Annotated in this window: 17 protein-coding genes; 5 read left to right on the top strand and 12 right to left on the bottom strand. The window is 68.3% G+C overall.

From position 1 onward, the window contains the following. Positions 1-92: 92 nt before the first annotated feature. The 7 genes from QZL85_RS04420 to QZL85_RS04390 all read right to left on the bottom strand — a co-directional run bounded on the left by QZL85_RS04420 (position 93) and on the right by QZL85_RS04390 (position 7,443). Entirely contained in the window at positions 93-1,829 is a 1,737-nt protein-coding gene (locus tag QZL85_RS04420; RefSeq protein ID WP_295574130.1) for a GMC family oxidoreductase, read from the bottom strand. Beyond that, on the bottom strand, positions 1,826-3,511 hold the full coding sequence (locus QZL85_RS04415) for an aldehyde dehydrogenase family protein (RefSeq protein WP_295574127.1): 1,686 nt from the start codon (positions 3,509-3,511) through the stop codon (positions 1,826-1,828). Before QZL85_RS04415 ends, QZL85_RS04420 begins: the two co-directional genes overlap by 4 nt. A gap of 62 nt (positions 3,512-3,573) precedes the next feature. After that, positions 3,574-5,031: an MFS transporter gene (locus QZL85_RS04410; protein WP_295574124.1), complete on the bottom strand. Its 1,458-nt coding sequence runs from the start codon at positions 5,029-5,031 to the stop codon at positions 3,574-3,576. Positions 5,032-5,098: 67 nt separating this feature from the next. Further along, entirely contained in the window at positions 5,099-5,356 is a 258-nt protein-coding gene (locus QZL85_RS04405) for a glutaredoxin domain-containing protein (protein ID WP_295574122.1), read from the bottom strand. Between the two features lie 4 nt (positions 5,357-5,360). Next, complete coding sequence (locus QZL85_RS04400; protein WP_295574120.1) at positions 5,361-6,500, bottom strand: glycosyltransferase; 1,140 nt, start codon at positions 6,498-6,500, stop codon at positions 5,361-5,363. A gap of 81 nt (positions 6,501-6,581) precedes the next feature. Next, entirely contained in the window at positions 6,582-6,959 is a 378-nt protein-coding gene (locus QZL85_RS04395) for a hypothetical protein (RefSeq protein ID WP_295574117.1), read from the bottom strand. Between the two features lie 22 nt (positions 6,960-6,981). Then, positions 6,982-7,443 carry an adenylyltransferase/cytidyltransferase family protein gene (locus tag QZL85_RS04390; protein WP_295574113.1) on the bottom strand — a complete coding sequence of 154 codons (462 nt, stop codon included), beginning with the start codon at positions 7,441-7,443 and terminating at the stop codon, positions 6,982-6,984. A 196-nt stretch (positions 7,444-7,639) separates the two neighbouring features. Here QZL85_RS04390 and QZL85_RS04385 point away from each other — a divergent pair, with 196 nt between their 5' ends. Both QZL85_RS04385 and QZL85_RS04380 read left to right on the top strand, forming a co-directional pair. Next, complete coding sequence (locus QZL85_RS04385; protein ID WP_295574111.1) at positions 7,640-8,383, top strand: CDP-alcohol phosphatidyltransferase family protein; 744 nt, start codon at positions 7,640-7,642, stop codon at positions 8,381-8,383. Next, the gene (locus tag QZL85_RS04380) at positions 8,380-9,039 is read left to right on the top strand and encodes an acyltransferase (RefSeq protein ID WP_295574110.1); all 660 of its coding nucleotides are present in this window, start codon (positions 8,380-8,382) and stop codon (positions 9,037-9,039) included. The genes QZL85_RS04385 and QZL85_RS04380 overlap by 4 nt, the downstream gene beginning before the upstream one ends. Here the strand turns inward: QZL85_RS04380 and QZL85_RS04375 are convergent. The 3 genes from QZL85_RS04375 to QZL85_RS04365 all read right to left on the bottom strand — a co-directional run bounded on the left by QZL85_RS04375 (position 9,036) and on the right by QZL85_RS04365 (position 12,263). After that, positions 9,036-10,364 carry an oligosaccharide flippase family protein gene (locus QZL85_RS04375; RefSeq protein WP_295574108.1) on the bottom strand — a complete coding sequence of 443 codons (1,329 nt, stop codon included), beginning with the start codon at positions 10,362-10,364 and terminating at the stop codon, positions 9,036-9,038. The two genes, QZL85_RS04380 and QZL85_RS04375, sit on opposite strands and share 4 nt — an antisense overlap. After that, positions 10,361-11,209: a hypothetical protein gene (locus QZL85_RS04370; protein ID WP_295574106.1), complete on the bottom strand. Its 849-nt coding sequence runs from the start codon at positions 11,207-11,209 to the stop codon at positions 10,361-10,363. Before QZL85_RS04370 ends, QZL85_RS04375 begins: the two co-directional genes overlap by 4 nt. Positions 11,210-11,327: 118 nt before the next feature. After that, positions 11,328-12,263: a glycosyltransferase family 2 protein gene (locus tag QZL85_RS04365; protein WP_295574104.1), complete on the bottom strand. Its 936-nt coding sequence runs from the start codon at positions 12,261-12,263 to the stop codon at positions 11,328-11,330. A 75-nt stretch (positions 12,264-12,338) separates the two neighbouring features. Between QZL85_RS04365 and QZL85_RS04360 the strand changes: the two genes are divergently transcribed. Then, positions 12,339-13,310: a GDP-mannose 4,6-dehydratase gene (locus tag QZL85_RS04360; RefSeq protein ID WP_295574103.1), complete on the top strand. Its 972-nt coding sequence runs from the start codon at positions 12,339-12,341 to the stop codon at positions 13,308-13,310. After that, the gene (locus QZL85_RS04355) at positions 13,307-14,227 is read left to right on the top strand and encodes an NAD(P)-dependent oxidoreductase (RefSeq protein ID WP_295574101.1); all 921 of its coding nucleotides are present in this window, start codon (positions 13,307-13,309) and stop codon (positions 14,225-14,227) included. Before QZL85_RS04360 ends, QZL85_RS04355 begins: the two co-directional genes overlap by 4 nt. 17 nt (positions 14,228-14,244) lie before the next feature. Here the strand turns inward: QZL85_RS04355 and QZL85_RS04350 are convergent, their stop codons facing one another. Next, positions 14,245-15,249: a glycosyl transferase gene (locus QZL85_RS04350; RefSeq protein ID WP_295574099.1), complete on the bottom strand. Its 1,005-nt coding sequence runs from the start codon at positions 15,247-15,249 to the stop codon at positions 14,245-14,247. Then, positions 15,246-16,466 (bottom strand): glycosyltransferase, encoded by a 1,221-nt coding sequence (locus tag QZL85_RS04345; RefSeq protein ID WP_295574096.1) that lies wholly within the window; start codon positions 16,464-16,466, stop codon positions 15,246-15,248. The genes QZL85_RS04350 and QZL85_RS04345 overlap by 4 nt, the downstream gene beginning before the upstream one ends. 105 nt (positions 16,467-16,571) lie before the next feature. Here QZL85_RS04345 and QZL85_RS04340 point away from each other — a divergent pair, with 105 nt between their 5' ends. Further along, positions 16,572-17,492 (top strand): glycosyltransferase family 2 protein, encoded by a 921-nt coding sequence (locus QZL85_RS04340; RefSeq protein WP_295574095.1) that lies wholly within the window; start codon positions 16,572-16,574, stop codon positions 17,490-17,492. Positions 17,493-17,563 lie beyond the last annotated feature (71 nt).

Below are 17,563 nucleotides of genomic sequence, written 5' to 3'. Positions count from 1 at the left end.
GGTTCGCCCGCGGCGAAGGGTGGGTGCGCGGCGCCGGAACCCGCACTTTGCCGCGGACGAAATCCAGGGCCGCGGACGAACCAGCCCGGGGTTCACCTGTCCCGTTCGACCGCCAGGGACGGCGCGTCGCGCCGGGTGAGCGGGTGCGAGGCGCGGATGAGGTCGGCGGCGACCTCGCCGATCACGATCGCGGGCGCGTTCGTGTGGCCGCGGATGACGGTCGGCATGATCGAGGCGTCCGCGACGCGCAGCCCCGCCACACCGCGCACGCGGAGCTCCGGATCGACGACGGATGCCGCATCCCGGCCCATCCGGGCGGTGCCGACCGGGTGGTACAGCGTGTGCGAGTAGCGGCGCAGCGCCAGTTCGATGCGCTCGTCGGCCGACATCGCCTCGCCCCCGGCCGGCATCACCCAGCCGCCGGTCGTCACGGCCGAAAGCGCCTGCGTCGCGATGAGCCGCTCGCACTCCGCGAGCCCGGCGCGCAGAGTCCGCTCGTCGATCCCGTCCGGGTCGCTCAGATAGCCCGGGTCGATCAGCGCCGCCGCCGCGGGGTCCGCCGATGCGAGGCGGATGGTACCGCGGCTGTGCGGCCGCAGCAGGATCGCACCGACCGTGAGCCCCTCGGCCGGCAGCGGCACGAGCCCTTCGCCGACATACGGGGCGGCCGCGAAGAGGATCTCGATGTCGGGCAGACCCGCGCCGTGTCCGGCTTCGTCGGCGAGCGGCGTGCGGATGAACCCGTACGCCTCGGCGACGTTCGAGGTGAGCATGCCCCGGCGCTGTGCGAGGAACCGGGCCAGCTCGCCGACGCGCTCCGCGCCGAACAGCGTCCCGCCGTGCGCGGCCGGCGCGAGGCCGGCGACGAGGTGATCCTGCAGGTTCGCGCCGACATCCGGTGCGTCCACGAGCGTGCGGATGCCGTGGCCGGCGAGGTGCTCCGCCGGTCCGATGCCGCTCAGGAGCAGCAGCTGCGGGGTGTTGATCGCCCCGCCGCACAGCACGACCTCGCGCCGAGCTGCCACCTCCCGCACGGCGCCGCCGAGCTCGATCTCGACGCCTGTCGCCCGCGGGACCTCGCCGGACGTGTCGAAGAGGACCCGCCGCGCGAGCGCCCCGGTCACGACGCGGAGGTTCCGGCGGCGCCGGGCCGGACGCAGGTACGCGTCCGCCGTCGATGCCCGCGCCCCCCGGCGCTGCGTCACCATGGTCTCTGAAAATCCCTGGTCGACGGGCAGATTCGCGGGGGTGACGGCATGGCCGAGTTCGCGAGCGGCGTCGAGGAACGCCGCCGTCTGCGGGCGCGGATGCCGTTGATGCTCGACGGACTGCGCGCCGGCGATGCCCTGGCTCGGATCGGCGGCATCCTGCGTGCGCTCGACGCGGCGGAAATACGGCACGAGCGCATCCCACGACCAGGTGTCCCCGGCCACGGACGCCCACTCGTCGTAGTCGGCGGCGAAGCCGCGCACCCACATCATCGCGTTGAGAGACGACGATCCGCCCAGGGTCTTCCCGCGCGGCCAGTACACCCGCCGGCCCTCGAGCGCCGGCTGCGGTTCGGTGTCGTAGTTCCAGTCGTAGACGCCGCGGAACAGCTTCGAGAACGCCGCCGGCACGTGCAGCTCGAGCGCCCGGTCGGGCGGTCCGGCCTCGAGCAGCAGCACCGAGACCGCGGGGTCCTCGCTCAGTCGCGCTGCGAGCGCGGCGCCGGCCGACCCGGCGCCGACGATGACGATGTCGGCTTCGAGCGCGCGTCCATCCGCACGTCCCGCACCACGTCCCGCACCGCGTCCCGCACCGCGCACCCGTCCACGTCCGCGGCTCATGCGCGGAAGGCGCGCGCGAGGGTGACGGCCATCTTCGCCCAGTTGCCGTCGGCGCGGAACCGCGTGAAGCCCTCCGACACCGCGGCGCCGGTCCGCGCCGAGACGAACCACGGCGGCTTCGGCAGCGCCGAGAACGTCCCGCCTCCCCGGAGCGCACCGATCGATCGGGGGAACGGCCGGAAGGGCCCGCGGACGATCGTCCGCTCGACGTCGTCGAGGAGGAAGGCGTTGTGCACGACGCCGATGCCGCTGGGCGCATCCTCGACGGTGCCGCCGGGGAACGCGCCCCACGTCGCCGTCGGGGTCAGGAAGCCGAACGCCGTCCAGGCGTTCACCGCGATGGTGCCGTAGCGCAGCGCCGCGAGGGACTCCGCGAACCCGCTGCCCAGCGAGGCGAGCGTGTCCGGGTCGATGAGGATGTTCGCGCCGAGGGTGCCGGCGAGTGCCTCGTTGGCGTGCGCGACGGCGGTGTCGACGAACTCCTGCCCGAGCCCCGGGAGCTCCACGACGCCCAGCACGGGCGCGAAGTACTCCGTGTGCTCGAGCGCCGTCGCATCCTCACCCGCGGCGACGTGGACGAGCAGGCGCGACCCCGCGCACACCGTCGCATCCGGGTAGTCCGCGCGCGCGGCATCCAGCTTCGCCGTCGTGTGGGGGTACCACCCGGGCCGCTCCGGCGCGCGCTCGTACGCGGAGGTCAGCTCGCGGAGGAACTCCTCGCGCTGCGGCCAGTCGGCGCTCATCAGCACGACCTGCCCCGCGATGCAGTTGTGGCCGTTGTTCTGCAGCCGCATCGTCGCGATGTGCTCGGCCTGGTAGCGCAGGTCGGCGCGCGACCACGGGCCGGGGACGACGATGATCGGCGACACCCCGCCGAGCTCCGCGGTGATCGGCACCGTCAGGTGCGGCACGATGGCGCGGAAGGTCGCCTCGGAGCCGGTGATGTGGACGTGGTCGACGAGCGGATGCCGGGTGAGGTACGCGCCGACGTCGCCGCCGCCGCGCACGATCCGGAGGAAGCCGGGCTCGATCAGCGGCGCGAGCGCCCGCTCGAACACCGGGACGACGGCATCCTGCGTCGGGTTGACCTTCAGCAGCGCGACGCGGTTGAACGCGAGGAGCTCGTACAGGACGTCAAGGAACGGGATGGCGGTGACGTTGCCGGCGCCGAGCACGAGGCCCACCCCGCCCGGTGTCGTGGGGGTCCGCTGGCCGAGGCCCGCCGCGGCGCGGGCGCGCGTGTCCGCGACGCCGGGCGCGAGCCACACCTCGGTCGAGAATCCGGACAGCAGCACCCGGTCCGCCGTCGACAGAGGCGAGGTGTGCACGGCGACGCGTCCGCCCGGGGCCGCCGAGGTGCGCACCGTGGCGAGCGGGCTCTTCCCGTCGGCGAGCAGCGCGAGCGTGTCGGCGTACGCGTCCAGCGCGACGAGCGCCGCGTACGGACCGGCCAGCCACTCCTCGCCGCGCAGCGGATGCCCCGGCTCGAGCCCCTTCGAGGTGGACGCGACGTCGGCCCACTCCTCCGCGACGGCCGCGACGGCGGCACGGATGCGGCGGAGAAGCGTCCGGCGCTGGCGCAGCGTCAGAAAGCTCCAGGTGCGCGCGCCGGCGCTCAGGTCGTTCAGGGCTGCGTCGAGGCGCGCGCGCTCGTCGGTATCGAGATCGGCGGTCGCGGTCACGGCATTCTCCTTGGACAGCCCTACGGGCTGAGCATCAGCATACGTCCGCGCGGTACGGCGTCTCAGATCAGGCGCGACTCGATGTCTGCGCGACGGAGCCGGTAGCGGGCGAGGGGCACGAGGCTCAGCAGCACGAGGGCCGCTGGGAGGACGCTGAAACTCAGCACGATCCCGGCGACGGCGCCCTCCGGCTGCGCGACGTCCTCCCCGGCCGCACGCGCGATGTATCCGGTGGCGGCGAGGACTATCGCGAGCACCGTCGCCCCGAGCGCGAAGCCCGTCGTCTCCCCCGCAGTCCACACGCCGCCGAAGGCTCCGGCCCGGCCGGCGCCGTGCCGGGCGGCGTCGTGGCTGATGACATCCGGGAGCATCGCCATGGGCAGCGACTGCAGGCCCGCGTACGCGGCGCCCGCGACGGCCACCGAGGCGTACAGCCAGGCGCCGGGCGACCACAGCGCGAAGACCGTCGACAGCGCCGCGACCGCGAACAGGCCGCTCGCGATGCCGAAGGCGCGCTCCTTCCCGATGCGTCTCGCGACGACGCCCCACCCCGGCGCCGCGATGAGGGCGGGCGCGATCAGCGCGACGAAGAGGAGCGTGACGGCATCCTCGGAGCGCAGCACCCACGTCGCGAGGTACTGGGCGCCGGCGAGCATGAGTCCCGTCGCGAGCGCCTGCAGGAAGAAGGTCGCCAGCAGCGCGCGGAACGGCTGGCTGCGCTGCAGCGTCTCCCCGGCGGCGCGGAAGTTGTCCCGGATGCCGCCACCCGGCGTCGACGCGTCCTGTCCGATCCGGCGGGCGGCCTGCTCGCCCACGCCCCCGGCGAGCAGCTCGCCCTGCTCGGCGGCGCTCGTACCGGCCGCGGCCATCGCGGATGTCGCGCGGCGTGCCCGCCCCGCGACGCCCGTGGCGACCAGCATCCCGAGCCCGATGAGGATCCCCGCCACGATGCCCATCAGCAGGTAGCCGGTCGTAGGGTCGCCGGTGAGGCCGCGGAGCACGGGGCCACCGGCCCCGAACAGCAGGATCGCGAACGTCAGCACGACGACGCGCCAGGTCAGCAGGGTCGTGCGGTCGTCGTAGCGCTCGGTCAGCTCGGCCGGCAGGGCGATGTACGGCACCTGGAAGAGGCTGAAGGCGGTCGCCGTGAGGAGGAAGGCGAGCAGCACCCAGACGGCGCCGGCCACCGGTCCGATGGCCGGCGGCACCGCGAACGTCAGCGCGAACAGCACGGGGAGTGCGAGCGCGCCGACCATCATCAGCCGGCGCCGCGAACCGTGCCGGGCGAGATCGCGGTCGGTGAGCGCCCCCACGACGGGGTCGATCACGACATCCCAGATCTTCGCGACCGTCACGATCACGCCGGCCATGAGCGCCGCGACGCCCAGGTTGTCGGTGAGGTAGTACGTCAGGACGAGGCCCGGCAGCGTGCCGAAGCCGCCCGTCCCGATCGAGCCGATCGCGTAGCGCGCGGTCGTGCCACGCGCCACCGTGCGGTCGCGTGGTGCGTCGGTGCCCATGCGAGTCACCCTAACGGGCGGGGCACCGGATGCCGGGAATCCCGCGACCGGATGCCGCGGGCGACGCTCAGATGAGTGCGAGCTCGCGCAGCTTGGCGTCGACGTCCGCGTTGGACGGCTCGACGTGGTGCGTGGAGTCGGGGTAGACGACCACGGGGATGTTGGTGCGACCGGAGATGTCGCGCGCGACGTCGGCGGCAGCCGGCTCGGCGACGAGGTCGACGTAGGTGTAGGTGACGCCGAGGCCGTCGAGCTGGGCCTTGGTGCGGACGCAGTCGCGGCACCAGTCCGCGCCGAACACGGTGATCGAATCGGGGGAGATCATCCCTCTATTGTTCACCGGGAATCTTGAGTGGAAGCCGTGAGGCCGCGGTCTCGGGCTGCGGCTCGGCGACGCGGGGCCTGCGGGGCGCGTAGACGACGAGTGCGTGGAAGACGAAGCGCACGACGAAGGCCGCCACGAGCGTCAGTCCGGCCGCGAGGACGCTGGGGATGTGCGCGCTCTCGACGAGCACCCAGAGGACCGGGATGCGGATGATCGCCTCGGCGTTGTTGAACGCGAACGACGTGAGGAACCGGGTCCGCATGCGGCCCGATTCCGCGCGCATGTCGGCGAAGACGAGATACTCCAGCAGCAGGAAGTTGCCGATGATGGTCAGCTCGCTCGCGATCACGGCCGCCACGATGTAGTCCAGGCCGAGACGGATGAGTCCCCACATGATGATGAGGTTGGCGATCGCACCGGCGCCGCCGACGAGCGCGAACGCCGACATCCGGCCGAAGCGGAGCAGCGCCAGCTGGGTGAGGAATCGCACGCCCTGCCGGAACGACGCCTTCGACGCGCCCGCGAACCGCGCGGCGAACGCGAACGGCACCTCTGCGACGCGCAGCTGGCGACGGGCGAGGATCTCCAGGAGGATCTTGAACCCGCGCGGCCGGAGGGCGTCGACGTCGACGGCATCGCGGTCGACGAGGAAGAACCCGGTCATCGGGTCGGAGCAGCCGTGGAGCTTCCGCGGGAACATGGCCTTCGTCAGCAGCGTCGAGGCCCGCGAGACGCTCGTCCGCGTCGAATTCGCGAGGCCCTTCGAATCGCCGCCGGAGATGTAGCGCGATGCGACGACGACGTCGGCATCGCCGACGGCCGCGCGGTCAAGGAGCCGGGGGATGTCCTCGGGAGGATGCTGCAGGTCGCCGTCCATGACGAGGCACCAGCGGGATGCCGCGAGGTGGAAGCCCTCCACGACCGCGCCGCCGAGCCCCGCCGTCGCGACCTCGCGGTGCAGCAGGCGCACGGGGAAGTCCGCGGACGCGGCGGCCGCCGCGATGATCGCGGGGGTGTCGTCCGTCGAGTCGTCGACGAAGATCACCTCGAACTCGCTCCCCGCCAGCTGCGCGCCGATCCGGCGCAGAAGCTCGTCGACGTTCGGACCTTCGTTGAAGGTCGGAACGATGATCGACAGATCCATGAAGCGCTCGCGAACGGTCGGCGGGCCGGGGTCTGGAACAGACTACCCGTGCCCGGCGAGCCGGAGCCGGGCGGACCGGCGTCACCGGTCGCCGTTGGGCTCCTCGACCACTCCCGTCACGCGGATGGCGCGCCCCGCGACGGCGGCGACCCGGAACACGGTCGCGTCGTCCGGGGTCTCGAGGTCGAGCGGGATGATCCGGACCTCGATCTCGATCTGGCGGATCGTGAGATGTCCGTGGCCCGGTCCGTCCGTGATGACCGAGTAGGTCTTCGGCCGGACGGCCTTGCCGGGCCGCTTCCCGGTGTTCGTGGCGGGTGGCTGCAGGCTGCGCGGGAAGATCCGCCGCAGCCGCGTGCGGGAGAACTCGTCGGACCGGGGGCCCGCCACTCCGAGCGGAATGAGTGCCACCATCTGCCCGACGAACAGTTCGACGCCGCCGGTATCCCCGCTCATCATCACCCGCGCGATCTTCGCGCGCTCACGCAGACTCGGTGCGCTCGCTGTAGTCGTGCAGCGTCTCCGCCGTGACGAGCTCGAGGGCTCGTCGCAGCTGGCTGCTGGAGGTGTGGGCCGTGTACGGGAAGTACACGACCTCGACGCCGACCGCCGCGAATTCGCGCTCGAGCTTCCGACCCTTCTCGGTGCCGCGCCAGTCGTCGCCCTTGAAGAAGTGCGTGAACCCGACCTGCCGCCAGACGTCGAGCTTGTCGGGCACGGTCTCGATGTGGACGTGATCGACGTAGCGCACTCCGCGCAGGATCTCCGCGCGCTCCGTCGTCGGGATGAAGGGTTCGACCCCCTTCACCTGGCGGAGCATCTCGTCGCTGACCACCCCCGCGATGAGCACATCGCACTGATCCTTCGCATGACGAAGGATGTTCAGGTGCCCGACGTGGAACAGGTCGAACGCCCCCGCGGCATAGCCGATACGTACCCCCATTTTGCACAGCCCCCCAGCTGTTCGGGCGGCGATCCAACCGCCACACCCCGTCGCTCGCGACCCCCGTCGACGAACGGCCCAAGCGTACCGCGTTTCCGCGAGCCCGGGCGACTTTCTCCCCACTCGCGCCACGGGTGATGGCTGCCTGCGGCTATAGTTGGCCGATCATGTAGAGACCGCGAAGGGTTGCTCGCTCATGTCCGAGTTCCACGAAGCGATCGGGCGGCTAGCCGCCGCACAGAAGTCTTCTATAGGCGCGCCTGCGTATTCGCGCTTCGTAAATCGACCGCTCGGCCGAATCTTGGCCGCTGGCGCTTACACAATCGGGTTGTCTCCGACGCAGGTCACCTTGATCAGCGCGGCGGCGACGGGGCTCGGGATCGTGGCCATCGCTTCGATCGATCCCACCTGGTGGTCGGCACTGCTGGTCAGTCTGCTTCTGGTCCTCGGTTACGCGTTGGACTCCGCAGACGGCCAGGTCGCGCGACTCACCGGTACCGGCTCACTCGCCGGCGAATGGTTGGACCACTTCTTCGATGCGACGAAGCAAGCCACCCTTCACGCGGCGGTGCTGGTCTCCTGGTTCCGGTTCTTCGATCTCGCGGAACTCTGGTTGCTGGTGCCCATCGTGTTCGGTGCGGTCGCGAGCGTCTTCTTCTTCGGCGTGGTCGGGGCGGACTTCCTCCGCCGGATCAACCGGCTGCAGCGCCCTGGAACTGCCGCCCAACCAGCCGCGGGCCAGACATCCACCCTTTATTCGCTGGCCGTGGTGCCGGCGGACTATGGCTTGCTGTGCATTGTGTTCCTGGCGTTGTGGGTGCAGCCCCTCTTCGTCGCCTTGTACGCAGCCCTGGCGGCGATCAATCTCGCTCTGCTCGCCGCCTCGGCGGTGCGATGGTACGGGTCCATCCGCAGGGCAGAGGCAGAGGGCGCCGCGTGACGAGGTTTTCGGGGATCGAGCGGCGCGCCGCCCTCATGGCCGACGCCGGTGCGTTGGTGCGAGCCGGCCGCATGCTCACTCGCGGCCTCGTCCACAAGCCGTTCTTCGGCGCATCACAGGGACCGCTCTTCATCGGTCGCGGAGTGCGGCTTTCGGGTCTGGCACACATCAGACATGCCGGACGCCTCGTGATCGAGGATGACGCCGAGTTGCAGGGATTGTCTGCCCAGGGAGTGCTGTTCGGTTCCGACGTATCCATTGGCTCGCGGACAGCGATCCGACCCTCTAGCTATTACGGAGGCGAAGTCGGAGTGGGACTCACCGTCGGGGATCGCTCCAGTTTCAATGCCAGTTGCTTCATCGGATGCTCAGGCCGCGTCACCATCGGGTCAGACGTCATGTTCGGCCCCGGCGTCCAGGTCTTCTCGGAAAACCACGTCCATGCAGATGCTCGCCGACCGATCAAGGAGCAGGGGGTCGAGCGGAGCTTCGTCGTCGTCGAGGACGACTGCTGGATTGGCGCCAACTCCATCATCACGGCCGGGGTGACGATCGGTCGGGGAAGCATCGTGGGCGCTGGGAGTGTCGTGACCCGAGACATCCCGCCCGGTTCGGTCGCCGTCGGTGCGCCGGCAAGGGTTATCGGACAGCGCTAGGACCGACGCCGGCGCAGCTTTCGCGAGGCGAAGTCGCGTAAGAGTCGGAAGTCCGACCCGCGAATGAGGTAAAAGTCCCGGACGCGTGTGCCAGCGATCCTCTTCAAAAAGAGGATGTTTGCGTTGGCTGCCGTCACATTGCCCACGAACGTGGCGATAGCCGCGCCCATCGCCCCCAAGGGGGGTGTGAGGATCAGGAGCAGGACGAGATTGACGACTGCCGCGAGGAGCAGCGAGATGCTCCGCAGGCCCGGCCGGCCCCGTGCGCTCAGTCCCGCGCTCCCGATTGACCCCGGCGTGCCGAGCACCACTGCCGCGATGAGGACGGCCGCCACCGGAACCGCTTCCGCGAAGTCGGCGCCGAAGAGCCACGGAATCCAAAAGGGCATCGTGCAGCCGATCAGTACTCCGGCCACAATGCACGCGAGAAAGGAAACCCGCGCACTCGCGGTGAGCCTCGAATCGTCGGGACGGGCCGCGTCGGTTGCGAAGGTCACGTCGCGGACGGCCGAATTGATGATGAGTGGCAGTTCGCTAACGGTGACAGCGATCGCATACAGACCCAGCGCATAACTGCCGGAGAGGGCCGTCATGAGCGTCTGGTCGATACGCGAGAGGAGGATTCCGGAGATCGACCCGAGCCAGATTCGTCCGCCATAACTAAGAAGTCCGCCGGTTCGGGCGGGGGTGTCATCGCTCACGGGATCCGGAGCGTATCGGGATCGCATGGCCCGTGGGAGACCGATGTAGATCGCTGCGCCGAGTATGGGCATCACGGACAACACGATTGTTGCGCTCAGTGGCGTCAGGGCGCCAGCGATCCACAGTGAGAGTATGACGATGAGACGGATGGTCGCCGCCGAGCCACGTTCCAGCGCGACCATCCGCCACTGCTGGGCGGCCGACGCCAATCCTCTCAGCAATCCTATGAAGAGCGTCGGGATGACGGCCATGCTCGCGAGCACCACGAGTTCCGTGGTCGTCGCGTCGCCTCCGCTGAGCCATGAACTAGCCAGCCATATGAGAGCCATGCCGACCGCGCCTGTGGCGAACAGGATCGCTGACGCCCGTTTCGCCGCGGCGCGCGCGAGGCGAGGGTTAGCGGCGACCGCGAAGGTCACCGCCTCCGGAATCCCGAAGGTGACGAGCGTGGAGACCAACGAGAGCGGTGCTGCGGCGGCGGCGACCTGGCCGCGACCATACACACCGAGAGCGTGAGCCATGATTGGCCCCGTGATCAGCGCAATCACGGCGGGGTAAGCGTTGCCCGTCAACGTCGTCAGCATGCTGTCGGCAAGTGACGGGCGACGGCGCGCAGCGCTCATGATCTTGCGACGTAGCTGTGAGGAATGGACTGCGCTATCCGGTGGATCTCTTCGGCGCCATAGGTCTGCCGCACCTGCGTGTCGTTGCCCCCATCACGGACGTTCCTTCCATACAGAGTCCCGACCTGGGTTCGGGGAATCTGGGGGTAATCGCGCCACCGCGACGCGATCTGCATAGTGCGAATCCCTGCGCGGACGGAGACGTAGTGGACCCAGACGTCGTCTGCGCGGGGGGCCTTGACGATGAACGCTTCACCTTCCTCGCGAATCGCGTCGAGAAGCAAGGGCGGGTAGAGGAGACCACCGACACCAGTGCCCATGACGGCATACGAAGCGATTTCGCTGACGGCCGGCGGCCATGCCGAGTACGGCAGGATCACGTCACCCTCGGTACGGACGAGGTGGGCGCGATAGGCGAGGACCAGGTCCGGGTGGCGACGGTGGGCGGACATCAGCCCCCGCAGCCATTGGCGGGGATAAATCGCATCGTCATCGCAGACCACGAGCGGAATCTTGTGCGAAGCGAGCAATGAGGCGTAGAGGAACTGCTTCTTGTGAGGGCCGTAGTCCGGGCATGCGCGGATCTCCAGCCCGCGGCGACGAAGGCGTTCGAGGGAGGGCGGCAACTGATCGACGAACCCGGCGTCCGAGACCCACAGGATGAAGCGTGCTGGCCGTACGCGCGATCGAGCGATCGACTCCACCGCGATGTGCACGGTTTTGAGGCGGGAGCCGTAACTGGTCAACGACACCACAACGTCTTCCGTCCCGGTCACCTGGCGGCGCGACCACCGGTTCCGAACGGCGAGCCCGCGAGCAAGGAGCTTCGCGCGCAGTCGGTCCATTGCCGCACGCGGCTGCGCCAGGACACTCTTGGTACGCGCGAATAGAGGCCCCAAATGCCACGCCCTTCCCCACTCAGACGTTCTGACAGCGGCAGCGCGCCGCTTGAGTGAGTGCAGTCTACGGGTTGTGTCGGCGGTACGTTCGGTGTCGATATCCCAGGGAGCGGGCGAGCACGCCAAGTCCCCGCAGTGCAACCCGTTCTCCACGTGCACGCTGCGCGATGTTTCCGCTCACGGCGCCGAGCATGTCACCGCCGAGTCCGAAGGCGAGTCGTGCCATCCCTCCCACGATCCCGAAGGTGCGTACACGGAAGCGTCGAGCGCCGGATGTCGCCAGTTCGAGTCGGGTGTTCTGGAGTACTGTGCCCTGGCTGAAGGCGCGCTGCCTCACCCACGAGCGCGTCGCGCGCTCCGGAGCCAAGGGATCCACGGCCACCGCGTCGCTGCACGCGACAATTCGACCGCCGCCGCGGATGAGCAGCGAGGTGAAGATCGAGTCCTCGCCGCCGGTGAGCCCCAGCCCCTCATCAAACCGCAATCCAAGGCGCCGCACGGTGTCGAGGTCCAGTAGGAGATTGTACGTCGCGGCCGCCGCCAGGGGGGTGCCGCTCGGATGTATCGCACGATCGAAGAAGCCTCCGGCCGCGATGTACGGATCCGCGTCGAGTGGGAGTGACGTGACGAGTCTGCCCTGGACGGCGTCGGCTCCAGTTTGGATCCAAGTATCGACGAGCGAGGTGAGCCAAGCCGGCTGAGCTATCTCATCATCGTCGATGAACACCAGCAGGCGAGAGCCCTCCGCTTCGTCCAGCGCACGATTCCTCGCGGCCGCGATGCCCGGACGTCCTTCGACGACATAACGAACTGGATGCGCGCGGACCCGTTGAGCGACCTCCCAAGCGGAGCCGACGGGGTCGTTGTCCACGACGAGGATCTCGGCTTCCACGCGGTCGGCGGCCTCGCGCACGCGCTCGCAGAGAGCGTTGAGCGCGGCGTCAAGCTGGTCGGGGCGGCGGAATGTCAGCACGGCGACGATGAGAGAGTTGGGCGACATCAGGAGCGCGAGTATACCCATAGACTGGCCGCGTCGAAGGGGGACGACGTGAGGCAGGGGAAACCATCCGCACTCGTGACCGGCATCACCGGTCAGGACGGCGGTCATCTGACCGAGGTGCTCATCGCGGAGGGGTATCGCGTGTACGGCCTCATTCGAGGCCAGCACAACCCGAAGCGAGCCGAGCTTCAGCAGGAGTTCCCCGAGCTGATCCTCATCGATGGCGACCTGACGGATCCCGCCTCCCTCGTGAGAGCTGTGGACATGGCGGATCCCGACGAGGTCTACAACCTCGCAGCGATCAGTCATGTGGGCTTCTCCTTCAAGAATCCTTCGCTCACCGCTGAGGTCACGGGCAAGGGTGTTCTCAATCTGTTGGAGGCTATCCGCCTGACTCACCGGGGCGACCGGACGCGGTTCTATCAAGCCTCGACGAGTGAGATGTTCGGGGGCCTGGACTACAACCGTCCAGGTTCCGGTTACTCGGAAGCGTCACTCTTCCACCCGCGGAGCCCATACGGAGTCGCGAAGCTGTACGCGCACTGGATAGCGAAGAATTATCGCGAGAGCTATGGAATGTTCGTCGCGTGTGGCATCCTCTTCAACCACGAGGGAGAGCGACGCGGATACGAGTTCGTCACCCGCAAGATCACAGACCATGTAGCACGGATCCACCTCGGGCAGGTGGACCACGTCGACCTCGGCGATCTCTGGCCAAAGCGGGACTGGGGATATGCGGGAGACTACGTCCGCGGGATGTGGCAGATGCTGCAGCATGACAAGCCTGACGACTTCGTGCTCGCCACGGGGGAGACACACTCGATCGAGGACTTCCTCACCGCAGCCTTCGCGGAGATCGGAGTCGATGATTGGCGGCCGTACGTCCGTCAGAATCCGGACCTGCTCCGCCCGGCGGAAGTCGACATACTCCTAGGCGATCCGAGCAAGGCCGAAGACGTTCTCGGTTGGCGCCGCGAGGTCGACTTCGCGGGCCTCGTTTCGCGGATGGTCGCAAATGACATGCGCATCCGAAGCGGCGAGGCGTGACCATCCGCACGATCATCATCACAGGCGTCGACGGCTTCGTCGGGCGTCATGTTGCGGCGACCGCGCGGTCTCGTGGACTCCGCGTCGTCGGTATCGTTCGGGGTTCGCTTGACCCTGCCGACAGACTCCATGACGAACTTGACAAGTGGGTCTCCGCGGACCTGACCGAAGGGTGGCCCGATGTCTCCGGCGACGCTGTCGTCCACCTGGCGGGTCTGGCAGCAGTCGGAGCATCGTTCGGCGAGCCGCAGGTCTACATCGAGACCGGGAGCGCCATCGTCACGCACATGTGCGAGTCGCTCCTTCGCTCGCCGAAGGGCGTCACTCGAATAGTGGGAGTCAGCAGTGGCGCGGTGTACGCGAGCGGCGGGGATACTCCGTTGGACGAGACTTCCCCCATCGCAGTCACGTCGCCGTATGTGATCAGCAAGCTCCTACTGGAGTCTCAGTTCGCCTATTACGCCTCACGGGGACTGGATGTTGTCGTCGCTCGACCGTTCAATCACATCGGCCCAGGTCAGGGGAGCGGGTTTCTCGTCCCCGACCTGATCGCGAATATGCGATCTCTGTCGCCAAACGCCGAACTTGCGGTCGGCGACCTCGGTACAGCGCGTGACTACACGGACGTTCGCGACGTTGCCCGTGCGTACTTGGATCTTCTTGTCGTTCCCCGTCACGACCAGCTCATTTACAACGTCGCCACAGGAACCGCCCGCACGGGCCACGAAATCCTCGGCGAGATCGCGGCTGCGATGGGTCTCCCGGTGCCGTCCGTCGCCGTCGATCGGGGTCGCATCAGGCCAGGCGATGCGCGGAGGGTCGTCGGTGACGCAGCAAGGCTGATGCGCGAGACAGAGTGGACTCCGCGCATCGACTTCAGCCAGTCGATACGCGACGCCGTCGCGGCGGCCATCTAGGACGATACGGCGGTGGTCTACCGGTCGAGCCGCGCCGCCTCGGAGAACGCCTTCAAATGTAGGCGGGCGCTGTCGTTCCAGTCGCGCAACCGGAACCGCGGAGCCTCGGAGGGATGTGACCCAGCTAGCGCCCGTTCGAGGTCCGTCGCGTCGAGTTCACCACGATAGAGGTGGATCCACCCGTCTCCGACCTCCAGGGCGAGCCGACGGTTCACGTCATTGTCGGGCACGAGAACCCTGCGTTCGAGGGACAATGCGGCCAGGACGGTGCTCGAGTTATGCATGTGCACGAAGGGAAGGACCACGAGGGAAGCCGCAGTGATCTCCGAGACGAACTCCCCGTCGTCGAGGAAGTCGAACCGGAGCCGTATACGTCCGTCTTCATTTGACATGACCCGCAGAGTCTCGGCCAGTACCGGATTGGAAGGACGCCCCGAGATGCAAAGAGTGGCCGCGGGGGTTTCGACGCCGCGGAACGCGTGGATGAGTGCCTCGACTCCTTTGTATCGGCGAATCAAGCCGATGTAGGAGACTCTTCCAGCCACAGGGTCGGCGCGTGGATACCCTGCAAACCACTCGCGATAGTGGCCCAGCGGGACAGTGTGTACCGGCACGTCGAGGGTTGGCTGGGAGACGTCGTTCAGGCGGATGACCGACTCGGTGTGCTTGTCGAACAGATCGAGCAGCCTGTAGTCCCACCGTGTCAGCCCCTGAGGGCGCTCGGTGTTGTGCCACGTCCGCACGACGGGAGTGCGCGTCAGGCTGAGCCGTAACATCAAGAGCTCGGTCAAGAGACGGCGCGCGAATCGACCGACGGGCTTGGCGCCTCCGAAGGTGACCTCCGGCCAGTGCACGTGGAAGACGTCATAGCGCCCCAGAATCGCGCGGGAGAAGCTGAAGAGCTCTACCTTGGTGTCGTTGCGCGCGCGCAACGCCTCGACCAGCTGCGTGAGATACGGGTTCGTGGTGGGCTTCACCTCCGAGATCGACTCGAGGACGCGGATTCGACCGTTAACCGTCACCTTTCCTCCTCGGCTCTGATGGCAGTCTCATACCACTGGGTGACCAGTGCCGGCAGTCGATCACTGGACCAGCGATCGTGCGGAACCCCGCCTGTCGCTCTCGCAGACACGAGCTGGCGAGCCAGATTGGCGGGAATGTCCCCCTCTGATGCCGCGACAAACGCGTTTCGCCCCGCGAGCGTCGCGGGTCCGCCGAGCGCGAGGCATACCACCGGTAGGCCGAGCGTGCTCGCTTCGGCGGCGACCCACCCCGCCTGATCGTGCATGGACGGAAAGAGAAGCGCGTCGGCCCGCGCGAACGCGCGAAGTACTTCCTGGCGCGGCACGCGCCCGAGAAATCTGACTCGGTCGGCGACACCGAGCTCCGTGGCGAGGCGGCGGAGCGCGTTGAGCTCGTAACCCTCACCGTAGACATCGAGGTGCCAGTCCGACACCTGCGGTTGGGCGATCGTCGTGAGCGCGAGTCGCGCACCCTTCCAGGCAAGGAGTCGCCCGGCGAAGACGGCGAGTGGTCGCTCAGGGTCCACAGGCTGGCGTTTCGGGAGGGCGGTGCGTTCTATCGCGGCGTTGGGCTCGACAACGACATTGCGTGCGCGGCGGAAGCGGCGCGCCACGTCCGGGTTCTGCGCGACAACGACTCCTGCCCGTCGTGCGGCCTGCCCTCCCCACACCGCGCGGGGGAGCGCCGTCAAGGCATCACGCGCCGCCTCGGTGAGCGCGCCGCGCACCCCAAGCCACTGCGCCAATCGCAGATAGGGGACTTTCGATGCTCCGCCCACAGGGCCCCAGACGAACGGGACTTTCGGCAAGGCGGCGAGCCCGCACCGCAGCCAATCGTTGGCGAACGTTACGTGGTGAGCGACCTGAAAGGGGTTGGATGCATGCAGGCGGCGCGCCTCGCGCAGCAGATTCCCCTGCCACAATGGGTAGAACCAGTACAGCGCTCCTGGCAGCTTTTGTCGAAGCCGCATGATCCAGCGCGGCGGGTCGACGTACACCACCGTCATCCGCGCCGCCAGTTCGGCATCGGCGGCCAGCGCGGGGGTGACCGCGTCGCGAAAGCGGGTACGGGTGATGACGGTGACGTCGTGAAGCGAGGCGGCGGCTGTGGCGAGGGCCCATCCGGCTGCTGCCTCGGACTCCTCGACCGGGCCGCACGCGTACGCGCCGATCAGAACGCGGCGCCGAGGTGTCGGTGGGACGTGGGATGCGGTCACGGTCATACCCTACGCATCTCCCCCAACGCATCTCCGAAGATCACCCGTCACGTACGTGGGTAATGTGTGCAGCATGCGTCATCGGCGCAGGAAGGACGCGCGGGAATGGCAGTCGCTTCAGCGTTCGTGGTGGTCAATTACGGGTCGAGTTCCCTGCTGGAAAAGAACCTGATCCAATCGGTCTTCTCATGCGGTCCGGATTCGGTGGTTGTAGTCGACAACTTCACCACTGACGAAGAGCGCACCCGCATGCGCGCGCTGGCTGCCCGAGAGAGCTGGGCGCTGGTCGAGCCCGTGGAGAACCTCGGCTTCGGCGGCGGTATGAACCTCGGGGTGGCCCGGGCGCTCGAACTAGGCGCTCGCGAGTTCCTTCTCCTCAACCCGGATGCCCGAATCGAAGCGCAAGCATGGTTGGTGATGCTCGCGGCGCTCTCTCCCGACGCCCTGGTCGCGCCGCGCGTCGTTGACGGAGCCGGACAGACATGGTTCGACGGTGCAGACGTGTATCTGGCCGATGGGTTGACGATGAGCGCCGCGAGGCGTGCGCGCCGTCCTGACGAACCGCGGTGGGAGTGGCTGACGGGTGCGTGTCTGCTCCTGACCGACGCTCTGTGGGCAAGGGTCGGCGGTTTCGATGAGGATTACTTCCTGTACTGGGAGGACGTCGACCTTTCGCGCAGAGTGGTAGCGGCAGGTGGTCGGCTCATCGTCGCGCACGAAGCCGTCGTCGTTCACGACGAGGGTGGGACCCATGGCGAGGCGGTCCGTGCTGAAGCGAAGTCGTCGACCTATTACTACTATGCGATCCGCAACCGACTGATGTTCGCGGTCAAGCACCTGGACGAGGAGGGAGTGCGCCGCTGGGCGCGCTCAACCATCGCATCGGCGAAGGAAGTTCTGCTGCGGGGCGGTCGGCGCCAGTTCCTCCGGCCGATGAGTCCATTGGTGGCCGCATATCGCGGTGTTCGCGACGGGAGGCGGCTCGTGAGGGCTCACTTCCGCGCCGAGCGCGGGGTGCGCAGATGAGGTGAGCAACGCTTACGATGGCGTCGTGCCGCAGAGCGGCGGGGACGAGGGGGACATGGTGGAGTCTGTCG

Origin of the sequence: uncultured Microbacterium sp., assembly GCF_900078385.1 — a bacterium.
Taxonomy (GTDB): Bacteria; Actinomycetota; Actinomycetes; order Actinomycetales; family Microbacteriaceae; genus Microbacterium.
Note: the sequence above shows the minus strand (reverse complement) of the source record. Positions and strands in the feature narration are given on the sequence as shown.